Here is an 18,616-nt window from a genome sequence, read left to right as displayed (position 1 = left end):
GAAAGTTGCGGCTCCGGGAGGCCGGTGCAACTTTCGTCTACTCGTGACCGTCGCGAGTGGGCTCTTCGCCGATTCCGGACATCCGGTTAACTACCGTGTTCCACGTGAAGCGCCCGTTGTGGCGGCTGTTGTGGAACTCCAAGCGGGAGGCCGCGTTCGACGTGTGCCTCGTGATCGGGTTGCACCTGCTCGGCCGCGCCCTCGAAGCCCTCTACCCGTCGGAGACGCCGCCCGAGGTGTACGACTGGATCGGCGGGCTGTGGGCGAACGACCTGCTGATGACCGTGCTGGACATCGCGTTGCTGGCCCGGCGGCGTTTCCCGGTGACGATCATGGCAGTGACCACGGTGCTCTCGATCGCGCAGGTGCTGCTGATCGAGTTCGGCCCCGGCCCGCTGCTGGCGATCAACCAGCACGACGACCCGTGGGTCCCGGGTCTGACACCGTGGATCATCTACGCCGTCGCGGCCTACACGGAGGGGCGCACCAGGCGGTTCCTCGGCTGGGACATGGTCGCCATCGTCACCGTGCTCGCGGTCCGGCCGTGGGCTCCGGACTTCCGGCAGCTGTTGGTCGTCTCGGTGCTGTGGACGATCTTCCCGGCCGTCCTGGGGCTCTACATCGGCGCGCGTCGCCGACTGGTGCAGGCGTTGCGGGAACGCGTCGAGCGGGCCGAGTACGAGCAGGAGCTGCTCGCCGAGCAGGCCCGGGCGGACGAGCGCACGCGGCTGGCAACCGAGATGCACGATGTGGTCACGCACCGGGTCAGCCTCATGGTTCTGCAGGCCGGTGCGATGGGGGTGGCGGCCAAGGACCCGGAGACCAGGCAGGCCGCCGAAGAACTGCGCACCAGCGGCTGCGAAGCACTGGAGGAGCTGCGGGATCTCGTCGGCGTGCTGCGGCGCGGCGCCGTCGAGGACGAGGGCCTGCCCGCCTCGGCCCCGCCGACAGAGGTGCCGGACCTGTCGGAGCTGATCGGGCGGTCCGAGGCGGTCGGAGTGCCCGTCGAGTTCACTGTGGACGGTGATCCGGCGGTGGTCTCGTCGGCGGTCGGGCGGACCGCCTACCGCGTGGTGCAGGAGGCGCTGACGAACGTCCACAAGCACGCGTTCGGCTCGAGGGTGAGCGTGCACGTGATCTACAGCGACGACCGGCTGCGGCTGGTCATCCGCAACACGGAGCCGCCGTCCCGCGCCGCGGCGGACCTGGCGGGCAGCGGCTCGGGTTCCGGCCTGCTCGGGCTGCAGCAGCGGGTCGAGCTGGTCGGCGGGACGTTCCACGCCCGGGCCGGCGGCGACGGCGGCTTCGAGGTGGATGTGATACTCCCTGCGTACGTGCCCACGGGGGAGGCGGTCGGCGATGAGTGATCCCATCCGGGTCGTCGTGGTGGACGACGAGCCGATGGTCTGCGCGCACCTGCGCACCATCCTCGGTTCGGCTGAGGACATCGAGGTCGTCGACGACGCGCAGGACGGCGCGGCGGCCGTCGAGTGCGTGGTGCGGCACCGGCCGCACGTGGTGCTGATGGACCTGCGGATGCCGGGCGTGGACGGGCTGACCGGGATCGAGCGGATCTGCAAGCTGCCCGATCCGCCCGCCGTGGTGGCGCTGACGACCTTCGACGCCGACAAGTACGTGTTGCGCGCGTTGCGAGCCGGGGCAGCGGGATTCCTGGTCAAGTCGACGCCGCCGGAGGACCTGATCGGGCTGGTGCGGGTCGCCGCCGACGGGCACACCGTGCTCTCCAAGGAGGCGAAGAAGCGGCTGCTCGCGGCGTCGGGGGAGGAGCAGAGCAGCCGGCAGCGGGCGGTGGAGCTGGTGCGCGACCTGACCGACCGCGAGATCGAGGTGCTCACCTGCCTGGGGCAGGGGCTGTCCAACGCGCAGATCGCCGAGCGGCTGTTCCTGTCGGAGGCGACGGTGAAGAGCTACGTGTCGCGGATGCTGGTGAAGCTGTCCTGCGCGAACCGGCTCCAGGCCGGGCTGCTCGCCTACGACGCGGGCCTGGTGCCGCGGTAGAGGTTGTTTCCAAACTCGTTTTGCGTGGCGGTGCGGGTAGCGGCCCCCTGCGGGAGTTACGGCCGCCGCCTGGACTCCGGGATCCCCGACTTACGCATGACCAATACGCGGCATCGGGGACTGGCCTCGCCCAGTAGCCCCGAAGACGGGCACAGTCTGAGAACCCGCGGCGGGTGCCGGCTGCGAGGGTGGGCTAAGCGGCTGCGCCGCTTGCGAAGCCGGCGCTAGGCCGTCCTCGCAGCGTGTGCGGGCGTTACGCCGACAGGTTTAACGGTCAACCGATCGCGCTACCCCGATTGGCTCTGGAATATTCCATCGGAAATTAGGTAAACCAGACGTGGCACGTTCCGATCGAGGCGGTCGGGGCCTCGGAGCGCGCCAGCCGTCGGTTCGGGGATCGATGGCGACACCGGTCGGAGGGGTCCGGCCGAGGTTGGGGTGTCCCCGGTGCAGATCGGGGTGCACCGGGGACATTTCCATGCGGGCCCGGTCGATTCGCGCTCCCGGTGCCGGAAATGCCGAGTCTTGCGAGGAATTCGCGAGCCGTTCGCCTGCGGGTCGGTGGGCGTTCGGGCTCGCCCGCTCCGGCGCGCGCCGAATCCGCCCCGATGGCAACGAAAAGTAGCCAAGCCGGTTGACGCGCGCCGCTCCGTGCGGTAGATCGGGCGGTTTCCGCTTGTGGAAAGTGGTTGTGTGGACTGTTAAAACGGCAAATTCGGAGGGTTTCCCGTTACGTGGGGCGAGGATATCGTTTCGATCAAGTTCGTCGCTGTGCGTAACGGTTCGGCGGAAGGCAGGCCGCCGGGGCGGATTCGCCAGCGACCTTCGGACAAGGAGTGCAACCATGGTCGATGCCCCACGTCGCCTGGCCCGGCTCGCCGGAGTCGCCGCGATCGCCGTCGCCGGTCTGACAACGGCTTCCGTCGCGCAGGCCCAGCCGACGGACGTCAGCCCGTTCATCGTCGGCGGCGAAGACGCCAACATCGCCGACCACCCGTTCACCGTCGCGCTGGTGACCCCGGACGGTCAGCAGTTCTGCGGCGGCTCGCTGGTCGCCCCGGACAAGGTCCTCACCGCCGCGCACTGCACCGTCGGCTCGCAGCCGACGGACATCAACGTGGTCAGCGGCCGCACCGTGATCAGCTCGGACGAGGGCACCGTCTCGAAGGTGACCAACATCTGGGTGCACCCCAAGTACGAGGACGCCTCGCAGGGCTTCGACGTCTCGGTCCTCACCCTCGAGGCCCCGGTGCAGGAGGCGCCGATCGAGCTGGCCACGGCCGACGACCCGGGCTACGCGCCGGACAGCCAGGCGACGATCCTGGGCTGGGGCAACACCACCGAGGGCGGTCAGCAGGCCGACAACCTGCAGAAGGCCACCGTGCCGGTGGTCTCGGACGAGACCTGCAGCGGCGCGTACGGCGAGTACAACAAGGACGCCATGGTGTGCGCCGGCGTGCCGGAAGGCGGCGTGGACACCTGTCAGGGCGACTCGGGCGGCCCGATGGTCGTGGACAACAAGCTGATCGGCGTCACGTCGTGGGGCGAGGGCTGCGCCCGCCCGGGCAAGCCGGGCGTGTACGCCCGCGTCGGTGCCTACCACGACGACATCGCGGCGCAGATCGGTTCCTGACCCCGATCCCGTGAGCGGTGGCGGCCGCCGTGGAGGCCCGTCACCCCTCACGACCAGCAGTGGACGAGCCGTGGGCGGTGCGCCGCCCACGGCTCGTTACTTCGAACCGGCCTTGCGCAGCCAGACCGACAGGCCGAGCTCGGCGTCGGAATGCTCGGCGAAATCCCCGGCGGGAGTGGGGGTTTCGCCGATTTCCACGGCCAGGACGGCGGCGGCGATCTCCCCGGCGTGGGCCTGCAGCGCCGTGCGCAGCTCACCGGTCGCCCGCCAGCGCAACGCGATCCGGTCGGTGATGTCGAGCCCGTCCCGCTTGCGGCAGTCCTGCACGAAGCGGATCGCCTCGCGGGCCAGCCCCGCGCGCCGGAGCTCCGGCGTGATCGCGGTGTCCAGCGCGATGGTCACCTCGCGCTGCGATTCCACGACCCAGCCGGTGCGCGGCACCTCGCTGATGATCACGTCCTCGCCGGTGAGCGGCTCGGCCTTGCCGTCGACCTCGATCGTGGCCCGGCCCGTCGCGCGCAGCTCCCGGGCCAGCTCGCCCGGATCGGCGGCGCCGACGGCCGCCGCGGCCTGCTGCGTGCGGTTGCCGAACCGCTTGCCCAGGGCGCGGAAGTTCGGCTTCACCGACACGTCCAGCACCTCGCCGGCGGCGCCGAGCGGCTCGATGCGCCGCACGTTGAGCTCGTCGGCGAGGTCGGCGAGCAGCTCCGCGGGTAGCGCGGCGCTGACCAGCGCGCGGCCCAGCGGCTGACGGACCTTGATGCCGCTGCTCTTGCGCGCCGCGCGGCCCGCCTCGGCGAGCCGGCGCTCGACGTCCACTTCGGACAGCAAGGCGTCGTCGGCCAGCACGGGATCCGGTTCCGGCCAGGTGGCGAGGTGCACCGATTCCGGCGCCCCCGGCCGGCCCGGGCGGACGACGTCCTGCCACACCTGCTCGGTGATGAACGGCACGAACGGCGCGAGCAGCCTGGTCAGCACGTCCAGGCAGTCGTGCAGGGTGCGCAGGGCGTTGCGGTCGCCGTCCCAGAAACGCTGCCGCGAGCGGCGGACGTACCAGTTCGACAGGTCGTCGATGAACTCCGCCAACGCCCGCCCGGCGCCCGCGGTGTCGTAGTCCTCCAACCGCGCGTCGACCTGCTCGGCGAGCCGGTTGACCCGCGCGAGCACCCAGCGGTCCAGGACCGGGCGCGCGGCCGGCGGGTCGGCGTCCGCCGGGACCCAGTCGACGAGCGAGGCGTAGCGGGTGAAGAACGACGCGGTGTTCCAGTACGTCATGAGCACCTTGCGGACGATCTCCTGCAGCGGCCCGTGCCCCACCCGCCGCGCCGACCACGGCGAACCCGTGCAGAGCATGAACCACCGCAGGGCGTCGGCGCCGTGCGCCTCCATCAGCGGCAGCGGTTCCAGCACGTTGCCGAGGTGCTTGCTCATCTTCCGGCCGTCCTCGGCCATGATGTGTCCTAGGCACACGACGTTCTCGTACGCGGAGCGGTCGAACAGCAGCGTGCCGACCGCCATCAGGGTGTAGAACCAGCCGCGGGTCTGGTCGATCGCCTCGCAGATGTACTGGGCCGGATAGCTCTTCGCCAGCTCCGCGACGCTGCCGGGCGCGTGCGGATAGCCGAGCTGCGCGAAGGGCATCGAGCCCGAGTCGAACCACGCGTCGACGACCTCGGGCACCCGCGTCGCGGAGCGCAGGCAGACCGGGCAGGGGAACTCGATCTCGTCCAGGTAGGGGCGGTGCGGGTCGAGGTCGGTGAAGTCCTGGCCGGTCAGCCCGCCGAGCTCGGCGCGGGAACCGATCGCCGTGACGTGACCCTCCGGGCACCGCCACAGCGGCAGCGGCGTGCCCCAGTATCGGCTGCGCGACAGCGCCCAGTCGACGTTGTTGTCCAGCCAGTTCCCGTAGCGGCCGTGCTTGACGTTCGGCGGGAACCAGTTCGTGCGCTCGTTCTCCCGCTGCAGCGCTTCCCGGATCGCCGTGGTGCGGATGTACCAGGACAGCTGCGCGTAATACATCAGCGGCGTGTGGCAGCGCCAGCAGTGCGGGTACGGGTGCTCGAAAGTGCTGTAGCGGAACAGCAGATCCCGGTGTTGGAGGTCTTCGACGAGCACCGCGTCGGCGTCCTTGAAGAACATCCCGCCGACCAGCGGGACCTCGGCGGCGAACCGGCCGTCGCCGTCGACCGGGTTCACCACCGGCAGGTCGTTCTCGCGGCAGACGGCCAGGTCGTCGGCGCCGAAGGCGGGCGCCTGGTGCACCAGGCCGGTGCCGTCCTCCGTGGACACGTACTCGGCGAGCACCACGCGGTGCGCGTCCGGGATGTCGACCAGGTCGAACGGCCGCCGGTACCGCAGCCCGGCCAGCCCGGTGCCCTGCAGCGTCGCGAGCACCTCGCCGTCCGCGCCCAGCACCGCCTCGACCAGCGGCGCGGCCACCACGAAGGTGCCGCGCACGGTGCGCACCACCTGGTAGTCGACCTCCGGGTGCACCGCGACCGCGGTGTTGGACACCAGCGTCCACGGCGTGGTCGTCCAGATCAGCAGGTCGGCGTTCCGGTGCCCCGCGACCGGCCCGTCGACCGGGAACCGCACGTAGGCCGAGGGGTCGTGCACGTTCTCGTAGCCCTGCGCCACCTCGTGGTCGGAGAGCGTCGTCTCGTCGCGCGGGCAGTACGGGGCCACCCGGTAGTCCTCGACCAGCAGCCCCGCGTCGAAGATCTGTTTCAGCGCCCACCACGCGCTGTCCACGTAGCCCGGCGACATCGTCCAGTAGGCCTCGGACAGGTCGATCCAGTAGCCCATCCGCCGCGTCACGGCCTCGAACTCGCCGACGTAGCGCTGCACCGACTCCCGGCAGCGGGCGTTGAACTCGGCGATGCCGATGCGCTCGATGTCCCGCTTGCCGCTGATGCCGAGCTCCTTCTCGACGGCCAGCTCCACCGGCAGCCCGTGGCAGTCCCAGCCCGCGCGGCGCGGCACGGAGCAGCCCTTCATCGTCTTGAACCGAGGGAAGACGTCCTTGAACGCCCGCGCCTCGACGTGGTGCGTGCCGGGCGTCCCGTTCGCCGTCGGCGGGCCCTCGTAGAACACCCAGCGCGGACCGTCTGCGGACTGGGCGAGGCTGCGCTCGAACACCTCGCGGTCGCGCCACCACTCGACGATGCGCCGCTCCACGGCGGGCAGTTCGATCGCGGGCTCGACCGGCCGAAACGGCGTTTCAGGCTGCTGCATCCCTATATGCTCACACCTTCCCCGGCCGCGGACCGGGGAAGGCGGGCTGGAGGGTGCGATGTCGCTGCCGGTGGTGTCCGACGAGGTCCGGCGGGCCGTCGCCGAGGGCCGGCCGGTCGTGGCGCTGGAGTCGACGATCATCACCCACGGGCTGCCGCGCCCGGACAACGGCGAGGTGGCGCGGGCCGCCGAGCGGCAGATCCGCGCGGCCGGGGCGGTGCCCGCGACGATCGGCGTCGTCGACGGAGTCGCGACGGTCGGCCTGACCGGCGCGCAGCTCGACCGGCTGGCCGACGACCGCGCCGCGGCGAAGGCGAGCGTCCGGGACCTGCCGGTCGCGGCGGCGAAGCGCCGCAACGCCGGGACCACCGTGGCGGCGACGTCGTTCTTGGCGCACCGCGCGGGCATCCGCGTGTTCGCCACCGGCGGGCTCGGCGGGGTGCACCACGGCGCGGCGACGAGCTTCGACGAGTCGGCGGACCTGGTGACCCTGGCCGCCACGCCGCTGGTCGTGGTCAGCGCCGGGGTGAAGTCCATTTTGGACGTCGCCGCCACGCTGGAACGGCTGGAGACGTTGAACATCCCGGTGCTCGGCTACCGGACGTCGCGCTTCCCGGGCTTCTACGTCGCCGATTCCGGCCACGAGATCGAGTACTCGGCCGACACGCCGGAGGAGGTCGCGGCGGCGGTGGCGGCCCGGGACGAGCTGGGCCTGCGCTCGGCGGTGCTGGTGGCGAACCCGGTTCCGGCGGACGAGCAGCTCGACCCGGCGCTGCACGACCGGGCGCTGGCCGAGGCGTGGGAGGAAGCCCGGCGGCAGGGCGTCGGCGGCCACGACATCACGCCGTTCCTGCTCGACCGGATCCGCAGCGCCACCGGCGGGCGCAGCCTGGCGGTCAACATCGCGGTCTACCGGAACAACATCGAGCTGGCCACCGCGATAGCCATCGCGCTCGCCGAGGCCGCCTAGGGCGGTTTCGCGCGAAACCGGCCCCGGTAGGCGTGGAGGACGGCGCTTTCGCGCGAAACCGTCGTTCGGCAGGCGTGGGTATGGCGCTTTCGCGCGAAACCGCCACGCCTCTCGTGCGCCAGCGCCGCGGCCGGGTGCACTCCGCGGGGCGGGTTCTTCCGGAGTCCGAAAGTGCTCGCCGGCCCGCCGGAGCAGCGCAGTTGGGTCGCTTGGACGAGCTGCGCGGTCCCGGCTCGCCCGCTGTACTGTTCAGTAGGTCGTGCGGGGGTGAGCGCGGCGGCAACGGAGCAGGAGGAAATTCGGCGTGAAGGCGGAATCGGCCACCGCTGAACAGGCGGGCAGCGGGCAGAACGTGGTCAAGTCCGCCGACCGCGCGCTGGTCATCCTGGAGCTGCTCTCCCGCGGCCGGCACCGGCTCAGCGACATCGCCGAAATCCTCCGGCTGCCGCTGTCCAGCGTGCACGGGCTGCTCGGCACGCTGGTGCACCGCGGCTTCGCCGAGTTCGACCCGACCACCCGCACCTACGGGCTCGGGCTGAAGGCCTGGACCGTCGGCCAGGGCTACACCGGGCACCGCGACATCGTCGGCCTGGCGCTGCCGCTGATGGAGCAGCTCGCGCAGCAGACGGGCGAGACGGTGCAGCTGTCTCGGCTGGACGGCACCGAGAACGTCTACATCGCCATCGCCGAGTCGCCGCAGCCGATGAAGCTGGTGTCCGCGGTGGGCATGCGGCTGCCCGCGCACGCCGTCGGGCTGGGCAAGGCATTGCTGGCCGGGCTGCCGGGCGACGAGCTGGAGCGCCGGTACCGCGGCGGGCAGCTGGAGCGCTTCACGGAGAACACCGTCACCGAGCCGGCCGAGCTGCTGGCCGAGGTGGAGCAGGCCCGCGTTCGCGGTTACGCCGTCGACGACGAGGAGTACATCGTCGGCTGCCGCTGCGTCGCGATGCCGATCCACGACCACTCCGGTGCGGTGGTGGCGGCCATGTCGGTCTCCGCGCCGACGCCGCGCTGCGGGCCGGACTGGACCGACGAGACCCGCGCCCCGCTGTCCACTGTGGTCTCCTCCGTGGAGCAGCAGCTCCGCCGCTGATCAGGCTTCGCGAGTCGTCCCGGTCTCCGGCCGGAAGGATGGCGATTTCGCGCGAAATCGCCATCCGGCACGCGTGGAGTGGCGATTTCGCGCGCGAAATCGCCGGCTCACGAGCCGAATTGGACGGAGCGCTTGGCCAGGCCCCACCAGAAGCCGTCGATGGCGATCTTCTGCCGGTCGAGGTCCGAGCCCGCGGCGCCCAACGTGACGAACAGCGGGGCGAAGTGCTCCGTGCGCGGGTGCGCCAGGCGGCCCGCCGGGGCCTTGTGCTCGAAGTCGAGCAGCGCGTCGACGTCGCGAGCCTCCAGCGCCCGTTTGCCCCAGTCGTCGAACTCCGTCGACCAGCTCGGGGTGGTCTCGGCGCGCAGCGCCGCGAGGTTGTGGGTGAAGAAGCCGCTGCCCACGATGAGCACGCCCTCGTCGCGCAGCGGTTCCAGCGCCTGGCCGATGCGCATCAGGCGCTCCGGCTCCAGCGTCGGCATGGAGATCTGCAGCACCGGCACGTCGGCGTCGGGGTACATCTCCTTCAGCGGCACGTAGGCGCCGTGGTCGAGCCCGCGATCCGGGAAGTCCTGCACCGGGGTGTCCGGGCCGCGCAGCAGCGAGCGCACCCGCGCGGCGAGTTCCGGGGCGCCGGGCGCGGCGTACTGGACCGAGTAGTAGTGCTCGGGGAAGCCCCAGAAGTCGTACACCAGCGGCACGGTCGTCGTGGCGCCGATCGCCAGCGGGGCCTCTTCCCAGTGCGCCGAGATGATCAGGATGGCCTTCGGCTTCGGCAGATCGCGGGACCAGGCGGCGAGCTGCCCGGGCCACTGCGGGTCGTCGGCCAGCGGTGGGGCGCCGTGGCTGAGGTAGAGGGCGGGCATCCGGCCCGTCGCCGGAGCGGTCATGGCGATCCTCCTCGTTCGAATTTGAACTACACCTCGAAAGTACGCTGTCGTTCGAATTTGAACAAGCTAGGCTGGTGGCATGACGGAACCGCGCTGGCTCGACACCGAGGAGATGGCCGCCTGGAACGCCTTCGTGGAGGCGAGCAACCTGGTCGCCCGGCGGGTCGAGCAGCAGCTGCGCGAGCAGGCCGGGCTGTCGCACCCGCAGTACGAGATCCTGGTCCGGCTCGCCGCCGAGCCCGACGGCGAGATGCGCATGACCGAGCTCGCCCAGCGGGTGGTGACCTCGAAGAGCGGCCTGACCTACCAGGTCACGCAGCTCGAGAAGGCGGGCCTGGTGCGCCGCCGGAACTGCGACACCGACGACCGCGGCGTCATCGCCGGGCTCACCGACGCCGGTCGGGAGAAGCTGCGCGAGGCCGCGCCCGGGCACGTCGAGCTGGTCCGCGCGAACCTCATCGACGTGCTCAGCCGCGACCAGCTGCGCGTCATCGCGGCCGGGCTGGGCGCGGTGACCCGCGCGCTCCGCGAGCGGCCTTGACGGCGCGCTCGCGTTCCTGATCTGATTTTCAGGACATCGAAGCCTCTTCCGATATGTGAAGCCGTGTTGGGGTATTGCCTCCTGGACCGGTTCCGTGGAAAGTCTGAGGGCTGCCGTGCCGGTGGGCTCGGGGCGCACCGCGTCCCACCCGGCCGCCCGCTCGCCGCGGCAGGACCGAAGGAAGTTGCGTGGCGCAGCGCGACCGCCACGCGCCATTTCGAAGGAGAGAAATGAAGTTTCTGAGGTTGGGTCCGGTGGGGGCCGAGCGCCCGCACGTGGCAGACGACCAGGGCCGGGTGTTCGAGTTGAGCCCGATCACCGACGACATCGACGGGGACTTCCTGGCCGGTGACGGCATCCAGCGGGCCCGCGCGGCGCTGGCCGCCGGCGAACTCCCGGCGGTCGACGACCCGGGCGACGGCACCGGCCTGCGGGTCGGCGCGCCGATCGCGCGGCCGATGGCGGTGCTGTGCATCGGCCAGAACTACGCCGCGCACGCCGCCGAGTCCGGCTCGGCCCCGCCCGAGGTGCCGATCCTGTTCTTCAAGCACCCGAACACGGTCGTCGGTCCGTACGACGAGGTGCTGATCCCGCGCGGCGCCGAGCAGACCGACTGGGAGGTCGAGCTGGGCGTCGTGATCGGCCGCCGGGCCCGCTACCTGGACAGCGCGGAGGAGGCGCTCGCCAGCATCGCCGGGTTCGTGGTGTCCAACGACGTGTCCGAGCGGGCGTTCCAGAAGGAACACTCCGGCGGGCAGTGGTCCAAGGGCAAGTGCTGCGAGACGTTCAACCCGGTCGGCCCGTGGCTGGTCCCCGCCGACGAGATCGCCGATCCGCAGGCGCTGCGGCTGCGGACGTTCGTCAACGGCGAGGCGCGGCAGGACTCCAGCACGGCGGACATGATCTTCAACGTGGCGGAGATCATCAGGCACCTCTCCCAGTACCTGACGCTGGAGCCGGGTGACCTGGTCAACACCGGCACGCCGGAAGGCGTGGCGATGTCCGGGAAGTTCCCGTACCTGGCCGCGGGCGACGTGATGGAGCTGGAGATCGACGGCCTTGGCCGCCAACGCCAGCAGCTCAAGTCGGCCTGAGAGGCTGTTTCCAGGCTCGTTCTGCGTAGCGGTGCGGCTTCAAGACAAGATCGATTCCGACTGCGCTAACGAGTTCTGACGCAAGAAAAACGGCGACCCGGCACCGAACCCCCTCGGTGCCGGGTCGCCGTCTTCGTGGAACTCCGCTGCGTCGACCCCCAGTGCGACGCTGCTGATTCCAGATCAGGCCGCCAGCTTCCGCGCCTTCGCGTAGCGGTTGTTGGCCGGCAGCCAGCACAGCACGACCGCGATGACCGCGGTCGCCAGGCCGATGTAGCCCATGGTGTTCACCAGCCCCGGGCCGCCGTCGTCGAAGGCCGCCGCCAGGCCACCGATCAGCGACAGGATCGCGAAGATGGTGACCAGCACGCGCGACCAGGTCGAGCCCTTGATCGCGAACAGGGTGAACAGCAGCAGCGGCGCGGCGAAGATGATCAGCAGGAACGCCTTGAAGATCAGCCCGGCGTGCGCGAGCGAGACCATGGTGTCCCACTCGTCAACGGACTTGGCGAGGTCGATGGCCTCCTGGGGGTTGTCGGTGCCCATGGTCTCCATGACCGTGTCGAGGCCGACCAGCGAGGGGTTGTTGATCGCGACGTCGGTCGCGTAGCTGTCGGCGAGGTCGCGGCCGCCTGCGAACAGGTAGATCGCGCCGATCAGGCCGGATAACGCGGAGATTCCGGAGATGACCACCAGCGCCAGCAGCGTGGCGGGCTTCTTCAACGCGGTCTGGACGGGGCCGTCCGCCGGGGGAGCGGTCTGGGAGTACGTCACGGCTGTTTCTCCTTGCCAGGGTTCATGAACGGGGGGATCGGTGGGGAATCCGCGGGGCGCGGTCACCTCGGTCGGCGGCTGCGGTGCCGCCGGGTGGTCGTGACCCGTTTCCGGGCGGAGCATCCGTCTGGGGAGCCGGTAGCCGTGTCGACCGCCGCGCGCCGCTCCCGCTGTCCGACGCGATTTCGCGCAGCGCGGGCCCAAGCGCTGCTGAAACGAGCCTCGTCCGACGCCGCGCCCGGGCAGGGCGCAGCGGTGGTGATGCGCATGGTGCTTCGCGAATCCTTCCCAAGCGGGTTGCGGTGCTCACGCCACCGCAGGGCCCGCGTCCGTGCGAATTGCCCCGAGCTGACCGGTCGGTGCGAACCGAACCGGGCGGTCGTCGAAGGACCGCCGTTGGGGCGAGGCAGATCATTACACTGCGCCGCAACGGATTCCAGCACTTTTCGGAAAAATTCCCCAGATCATTAGTTCTGGCACGCAGATCAGTTCGGCGCACTACACTCCGGCGCGGAAAAGGGATAGAGAGGGACGCATGCCGTGCCGTTAGCCGGAACCGCCAGCCTGCCAGCGACCGACCTGCGCAGCCGCCTGCTGCAATCGCCGTCCGCATTGCTGGACACCACAATGGACCAGATGCGGACGTTGGTCCTGGTGCACGAGTTGGGAACGGCGCTGGCAGCGGCGCGTTCGCTCGGGCGCGAGCAGTCCAGCGTGCAGAAGCAGCTGGACACCTTGAACCGGAACTTCACGCAGCTGTGCGGAGAACCGCTCGTCGTCAAGCAGGGGCGCGGGAAGAAGGTGCTGTTCACCGCCTCCGGCGAAGCGTTCGTGGAGATCGCGCGGGACACCTTGGCCGATTGGCTCGACGGAGTGCGCGAAACGAGACGACTTCGCGGCGAAACGGTTACTGTCGGCACCACTCGCTTCACTCTCGGTTTCCTCGCCAATGCGGGTGAACACGTCGCCGAGGAATTCCAGGACCGTGGAATCGATTTGCGCGTCACGCACTTGCGGACCCGCGAGTTGTTGGATGCGTTGCGGACGAAGCAGGCGGACCTCGTCTGCGGCAGCGTGCTGGTGTCCGAAGATGACGCCGCGCTGGGCGAATTCGACGTGATGGAGTGGCGGCGCAGCGGGCTGAGCCTGGTCACCAACTTATCCGGAGAACAGTTGCCGAACCGCGCGTTGCGCGCGAGTGAACTCCACGCGGTGCCGCTGGTGGTGCCGGCGAGCGGGCTGATCTCCGGGTTCCTGCACGGCTGGTTCGGCACCGACTTCCGGGACAAGCTCGACATCGCCGCCGAGATCGACGACGTCCGCTACGGGTTCGACCTGCTGCGCTCGGAACTGCTGCACGGCTGCATGATCGTCACGCAGGGCGTGGGCGAGGCGGCCGGCGACGGGCGGCTGCCGGAGGGCCAGGGTCTGCGCACCATCGAGCTGATCAACGACGTCGGCCCGAAGATGCAGGTGCTGGTGGGCGCCTTCACGCGCCGTGGGGAGCGGCAGGGCTACTACGCCGAGCACCCGCTGAACCTGCTGTGGACGGCGCTGGAGCTGGAGAACGCCAAGTGGAAGAGCGGCGAGGTCGTCACGGCCAAGGCGTCCTGACGCGATTTCATTGAGGTTTCCCATTCTCGTTGTGCGTGGCGGTGCGGGTGGCGGAACCTCAGCGTCCGCCTGGGCGGTGGGTGCCCAACCTGATGTATGTCCGATACGCGGTCCTCGCCAGGCGAACGTTGAGAACCCGTGGCGGTGCGAGCTGTGTGGGTGGGCTATGCGCCTCCGGCGCATGCGACTGCTTTCGGGATATGGTCCGTTGGCTGTCGCGGCTGCGGTCACCAGCCACGAGGTCCGGTTTCCATTGAAACTGCGGAAGTCGTCCACAGGCCCGGGGGAGTTGTCCACAGGTTCCTGCGGTCGGTCCCGGTCGGTGCCGGTTGTCGTTGGTGCTCTTGGGGTTTCGTGCTGGGCCGTTCGGGTCGAGGCGAACATGAAAGGGTTTCGGTTTTGGTTCGGGGTGGCTAGCGTCCGGACTCGGCGACGACCGACCGAGAGGACCTGGCATGCCGCGACGTTCGCGCACCCTGGCCGCGCTCAGCGCCGCGGCAGTCGTCGGTTCCCTGGTGCTCGCACCGGCTTCGACCGCCGAGCCGATCCCGGAACCCGCCCCGGACTACTGCGGGCAGCAGTGCCACCACATCCTGCCGCCCGGCCAGAACGGCAACGCGACCTTCGCCGAGCTCGTCGCGCACATGCTGCTGGGTACCCGGCCGCCGCACTCCGACGACCAGCTCGCCAAGTACGACCGCCTCGCCGGCGGCTACCGCGAGCTGACCACCGGAACCATCGACGACTTCTTCAACGACAACTCCTTCGGCGTGCGGCCCGACGACGTCGAGCGGACCTACCGGCCGCGCGAAGACGTCACCATCGTCCGGGACAAGACCGCCGGGATCCCGCACGTCTACGGCACCACGCGGTCCGGCACCGCCTACGGCGCGGGTTACGCGACCGCCGAGGACAAGCTGTTCCTGATGGACGCGATGCGTCGGGCCGGGCGCGGCGAGGTGACCCCGTTCGCCGGCGGCGCGCCGGCCAACCGGCAGCTGGAGCAGCAGTTCTTCGCCGTCTCGCCGTACACCGAGCAGGAGCTGCAGCAGCAGATCGACACCGTCGCGCGGCACGGCGAGCGCGGGCGGCAGGCGCTCGAAGATGCCAAGTCCTATGTGGACGGGATCAACGAGTACATCGAGAAGTCCTACAACGGGCGCTACTTCCCCGGCGAGTACGTCGCCACTGGACACGTCGACCCGATCACCAACGCCGGGCGGATCGAGCCGTTCCGGCTCACCGACCTGGTCGTGCTGGCGTCGCTGGTCGGCGCCCAGTTCGGCGGTGGCGGCGGCAACGAGGTGCAGAACGCCGTCGCGCGGATGTCGCTGCACGAGCGATTCGGTCCGGAGCGCGGCGAGCAGATCTGGGCGGCCTTCCGCGCCGAGAACGATCCCGAAGCGATCAGCACCATCCACGATGGACGGTCGTTCCCCTACGGCGGAACGCCGGCGGATCCGCGCGGGGTCGTGCTGCCCGATCCCGGCTCGGTGTCCGCGCAGCAGCTGATCTTCGACCCGACCGGCTCGGCCGTCGAGGCCGCCGAACCGGCTACCCGGCCGGAATCGAGCAACCCGCCGCCGACCACCGACGACCCGGTGGAGAGCCTGCGCGGCATCTTCGACGACGGCGTGGTGCCCGGCGGCATGGGGCAGGCCCGCGGCATGTCCAACGCGCTCGTCGTCTCCGGCGCGCACACCGAGAGCGGCCACCCGGTGGCCGTCTTCGGGCCGCAGACCGGCTATTTCTCGCCGCAGCTGCTGACCCTGCAGGAACTCCAGGGTCCCGGTATCTCGTCGAAGGGCGCGTCCTTCGCCGGGCTGAGCTTCTACACGCTGCTCGGCCGCGGCCAGGACTACGCCTGGAGCGCCACCACCGCAGCGCAGGACATGATCGATTCCTACGCCGTCGAGCTGTGCGAACCCGACGGCCGCCCGGCCACGAAGGACTCGAACTTCTACCGCTTCCGCGGTGAGTGCCTGCCGATGCAGACCGTCGAGCGCAAGAACGCCTGGCAGCCGAACCTCGGCGACAACACCCCGCAGGGCTCCTACCGCCTGGTGTCCTTCCGCACCCGCTACGGCCCGGTGACGCACCGGGCGACGGTCGACGGGAAGCCGGTGGCGTTCGCGCAGGCCCGCTCGACGTTCCTGCACGAGGTCGACTCGATCATCGGGTTCCAGAAGTTCAACGACCCGGGCGCGATCACCTCGGCGGCGGACTTCCAGCGCGCCGCCCACGACGTCAACTACACGTTCAACTGGTTCTACGCGGACGCCACCGACACGGCGTACTTCAACTCCGGGGCGAACGTGGTGCGCAAGCCCGACGTCGACCCGAGCATGCCGATCGCCGGCGACCCGGCGTTCGAGTGGCAGGGCTGGAACCCGGCGGACAACACCGCGGCCTACGCCCCGTTCGACGAGCACCCGAACTCGATCAACCAGGACTACTACATCAGCTGGAACAACAAGCAGGCGCCCGGGACCGCGGGCGCCAAGGCGGAGAAAGGCGCGGTGCAGCGGGGTGACCTGCTCGACCGCCGCGTCGCCGAGCACATCGCGGTGGGCGGCAAGTTCGACCGGGTCACCTTGACGCAGGCGATGGCCGACGCGGGCGTCACCGACCTGCGCGCCGAACGGGTGCTCCCGGACCTGCTGCGGCTCATCGACGGCCAATCGATCACCGACCCGGAGACCGCGGCGCTGGTCGACCGGCTGCGCGCGTGGCTCGCCGACGGCGGCAGGCGGGTGGAAACCTCGCCGGGCAGCAAGGAGTACGCGCACGCCGAGGCGATCGAGCTGCTGGACGCGTGGTGGCCGCGGCTGGTGCGCGGCGAGTTCGAGCCGGCCGTGGGCGCCGACGCCTACCAGGCGATGACGGACATGATGCAGATCAACGAGTCGCCATCGGGCTGGCAGAACGGCGAGCCCGGCCTGCACGTCGGCCAGGGCCACCAGGGCTCGGCCTTCCAGTACGGCTGGTTCGGGCAGGTGTCCAAGGACATCCGCGCGGTGCTGGGCGAGCCGGTGCCCGGCGGCTTCGGCGAGCCGCTGTGCGGCGGCGGTGACGCCGGGGCGTGCCGGCAGATGCTGCTGGACACCCTGCGGCAGGCCGCGGAGGCCCCGGCGACGGACACCTATCCCGGTGACGCGGACTGCAAGCCCGGCGACCAGTGGTGCGCGGACGCCATCCTGCAGACCAAGATCGGCGGCATTAGCCAGCAGAAGATCAGCTGGCAGAACCGCCCCACCTACCAACAGGTCGTCGAATTCCCCACCCACCGGTGAGGAGGTCCCAGCTCGTTCTGCGCAGCGGTGCGGGTGGCGGAACCTCAGGAGCCTTCTCGCTGTGGGATGCCCGACGCACGTATGACCAACAGAGGCCGCGTCGCCAACTCCGAGTTCGTCCCGAGGTGCCCGTTCCTCGGCCGGGTGTGGTGCGTGCGGGTGATCGCGCATACCGTGAGTTCCGACGAACGGAGGCGCTGTGGGCGATCTTGGGACCGTGTTGGGCCGACTCGACGACATCCGGGCCGATCTCACCGAGCTGTACAAGGACCTGCACGCGAACCCGGAGCTGTCCTTCGCCGAGCACCGGACGGCCGCCGAGGTCGCACGCCGGCTGGAAGCGCTGGGCCTGGAGGTCACCACCGAGGTGGGGCGCACCGGCGTGGTCGGCGTGCTCCGCAACGGCGACGGCCCGACGGTGCTGCTGCGCGCGGACTTCGACGCGCTGCCCGTCCTGGAGCAGACCGGACTCGACTACGCCAGCACCCGCCGCGGCACCGACCCGGACGGCAACGACGTCCCGGTGATGCACGCCTGCGGCCACGACATGCACGTCACCTGCCAGCTCGGCGCGCTGGACCTGCTGGTCGCGGCCCGCGACCGGTGGGCGGGCACGATCGTCGCGGTGTTCCAGCCCGCGGAGGAGATCGGGGCCGGCGCGCAGGCGATGATCGACGACGGCTTCCTCGACCGGTTCCCGAAGCCGGACGTCTGCCTGGGCCAGCACGTCTTCCCGTTCGAGTCGGGGACGGTCGGCATGATCAGCGGCCCCAGCATGTCCGCCGCCGACGGCCTGAAGGTCACCATGTTCGGGCGCGGCGCGCACGGGTCCCAGCCGCAGAACGCCATCGACCCGGTCGTGATGGCCTCGGCGACCGTGATGCGCCTGCAGACCGTCGTGTCCCGGGAGGTCGCCCCGAGCGACACCGCGGTGGTCACGGTGGGCTCGATCAAGGCGGGCACGAAGGACAACATCATCCCCGACCAGGCCGAACTGCGGGTCAACATCCGCTCCTTCGACGAGCGGGTCCGGGAACACGTGATCGCGGCCGTGCAGCGCATCGTGCGCGCCGAGGCGATCGCCGCCGGGGCCGAGCGCGAGCCGGAGTTCGAGCGGCTCACGGACTTCCCGGTGCTGGTGAACGATCCCGAGGTCACCGGCCGCACGACGGCGGCGCTGCGCGAGGAGCTCGGCGACGGCCGGGTGCAGGAGCTGCCGCCGGTGGTCGGCAGCGAGGACGTCGGCCTCTTCGGCACCGCGGCGGGCGTGCCGACCTGCTACTGGTTCTTCGGCGGCACCACCCCGGAGAAGTGGCAGGCGGCGAAGGACGCGGGCACCCTCAACCGGGACATCCCGTCCAACCACTCGCCGTTCTTCGCCCCGGTCGTCGAGCCGACCCTGACGACCGGCGTGACGGCGATGACCACCGCGGCCCTGGAGTGGCTGGCGAAGAGCTGACC

The 18,616-nt window shown here is 70.5% G+C and carries 13 protein-coding genes; 10 read left to right on the top strand and 3 right to left on the bottom strand.

The features are described 5' to 3' along the window. The first annotated feature begins 104 nt into the window (after positions 1-104). The 3 genes from BLW84_RS05220 (at position 105) to BLW84_RS05210 (ending at position 3,652) form a co-directional block, all read left to right on the top strand. Positions 105-1,367 (top strand): sensor histidine kinase, encoded by a 1,263-nt coding sequence (locus BLW84_RS05220; protein WP_093262382.1) that lies wholly within the window; start codon positions 105-107, stop codon positions 1,365-1,367. Continuing rightward, the gene (locus BLW84_RS05215) at positions 1,360-2,019 is read left to right on the top strand and encodes a response regulator (RefSeq protein ID WP_093261877.1); all 660 of its coding nucleotides are present in this window, start codon (positions 1,360-1,362) and stop codon (positions 2,017-2,019) included. Before BLW84_RS05220 ends, BLW84_RS05215 begins: the two co-directional genes overlap by 8 nt. 844 nt (positions 2,020-2,863) lie before the next feature. Next, positions 2,864-3,652: a S1 family peptidase gene (locus tag BLW84_RS05210; RefSeq protein WP_093261875.1), complete on the top strand. Its 789-nt coding sequence runs from the start codon at positions 2,864-2,866 to the stop codon at positions 3,650-3,652. 96 nt (positions 3,653-3,748) lie between these two features. Here BLW84_RS05210 and ileS read toward each other — a convergent pair whose 3' ends face one another. Continuing rightward, the gene (gene ileS, locus BLW84_RS05205) at positions 3,749-6,886 is read right to left on the bottom strand and encodes an isoleucine--tRNA ligase (protein WP_093261873.1); all 3,138 of its coding nucleotides are present in this window, start codon (positions 6,884-6,886) and stop codon (positions 3,749-3,751) included. Between the two features lie 58 nt (positions 6,887-6,944). Between ileS and BLW84_RS05200 the strand changes: the two genes are divergently transcribed. After that, on the top strand, positions 6,945-7,856 hold the full coding sequence (locus BLW84_RS05200) for a pseudouridine-5'-phosphate glycosidase (RefSeq protein WP_093261869.1): 912 nt from the start codon (positions 6,945-6,947) through the stop codon (positions 7,854-7,856). Positions 7,857-8,160: 304 nt separating this feature from the next. Continuing rightward, a complete protein-coding gene (locus BLW84_RS05195) occupies positions 8,161-8,949 on the top strand; it encodes an IclR family transcriptional regulator (RefSeq protein WP_093261866.1) in 789 nt (262 codons plus the stop codon). Between the two features lie 107 nt (positions 8,950-9,056). Here BLW84_RS05195 and BLW84_RS05190 read toward each other — a convergent pair whose 3' ends face one another. After that, positions 9,057-9,839, bottom strand: coding sequence for a dioxygenase family protein (locus BLW84_RS05190; RefSeq protein ID WP_093261863.1), 783 nt, complete (start codon positions 9,837-9,839; stop codon positions 9,057-9,059). Between the two features lie 79 nt (positions 9,840-9,918). On the opposite strand from BLW84_RS05190, the gene BLW84_RS05185 reads away from it, so the two are divergent. Beyond that, complete coding sequence (locus tag BLW84_RS05185; protein ID WP_093261861.1) at positions 9,919-10,380, top strand: MarR family winged helix-turn-helix transcriptional regulator; 462 nt, start codon at positions 9,919-9,921, stop codon at positions 10,378-10,380. 230 nt (positions 10,381-10,610) lie between these two features. After that, complete coding sequence (locus tag BLW84_RS05180) at positions 10,611-11,474, top strand: fumarylacetoacetate hydrolase family protein (protein ID WP_093261859.1); 864 nt, start codon at positions 10,611-10,613, stop codon at positions 11,472-11,474. Positions 11,475-11,657: 183 nt separating this feature from the next. Here BLW84_RS05180 and BLW84_RS05175 read toward each other — a convergent pair whose 3' ends face one another. Beyond that, positions 11,658-12,248, bottom strand: a complete 591-nt coding sequence (locus BLW84_RS05175; protein ID WP_093261857.1) for a hypothetical protein — start codon at positions 12,246-12,248, stop codon at positions 11,658-11,660. 627 nt (positions 12,249-12,875) lie between these two features. Between BLW84_RS05175 and BLW84_RS05170 the strand changes: the two genes are divergently transcribed. From BLW84_RS05170 to BLW84_RS05160, 3 genes are all read left to right on the top strand, one after another. Then, the gene (locus BLW84_RS05170) at positions 12,876-13,862 is read left to right on the top strand and encodes a LysR family transcriptional regulator (RefSeq protein WP_245760976.1); all 987 of its coding nucleotides are present in this window, start codon (positions 12,876-12,878) and stop codon (positions 13,860-13,862) included. Positions 13,863-14,317: 455 nt separating this feature from the next. Next, on the top strand, positions 14,318-17,155 hold the full coding sequence (locus tag BLW84_RS05165) for a penicillin acylase family protein (RefSeq protein ID WP_093261853.1): 2,838 nt from the start codon (positions 14,318-14,320) through the stop codon (positions 17,153-17,155). 199 nt (positions 17,156-17,354) lie between these two features. Next, positions 17,355-18,614 (top strand): M20 family metallopeptidase, encoded by a 1,260-nt coding sequence (locus tag BLW84_RS05160; RefSeq protein WP_093261851.1) that lies wholly within the window; start codon positions 17,355-17,357, stop codon positions 18,612-18,614. The last annotated feature ends 2 nt before the right edge of the window (positions 18,615-18,616 follow it).

Origin of the sequence: Saccharopolyspora shandongensis, assembly GCF_900106995.1 — a bacterium.
In the GTDB taxonomy this organism is placed as follows: domain Bacteria; phylum Actinomycetota; class Actinomycetes; order Mycobacteriales; family Pseudonocardiaceae; genus Saccharopolyspora; species Saccharopolyspora shandongensis.
This window is presented reverse-complemented; position numbering and strand designations above follow the sequence as displayed.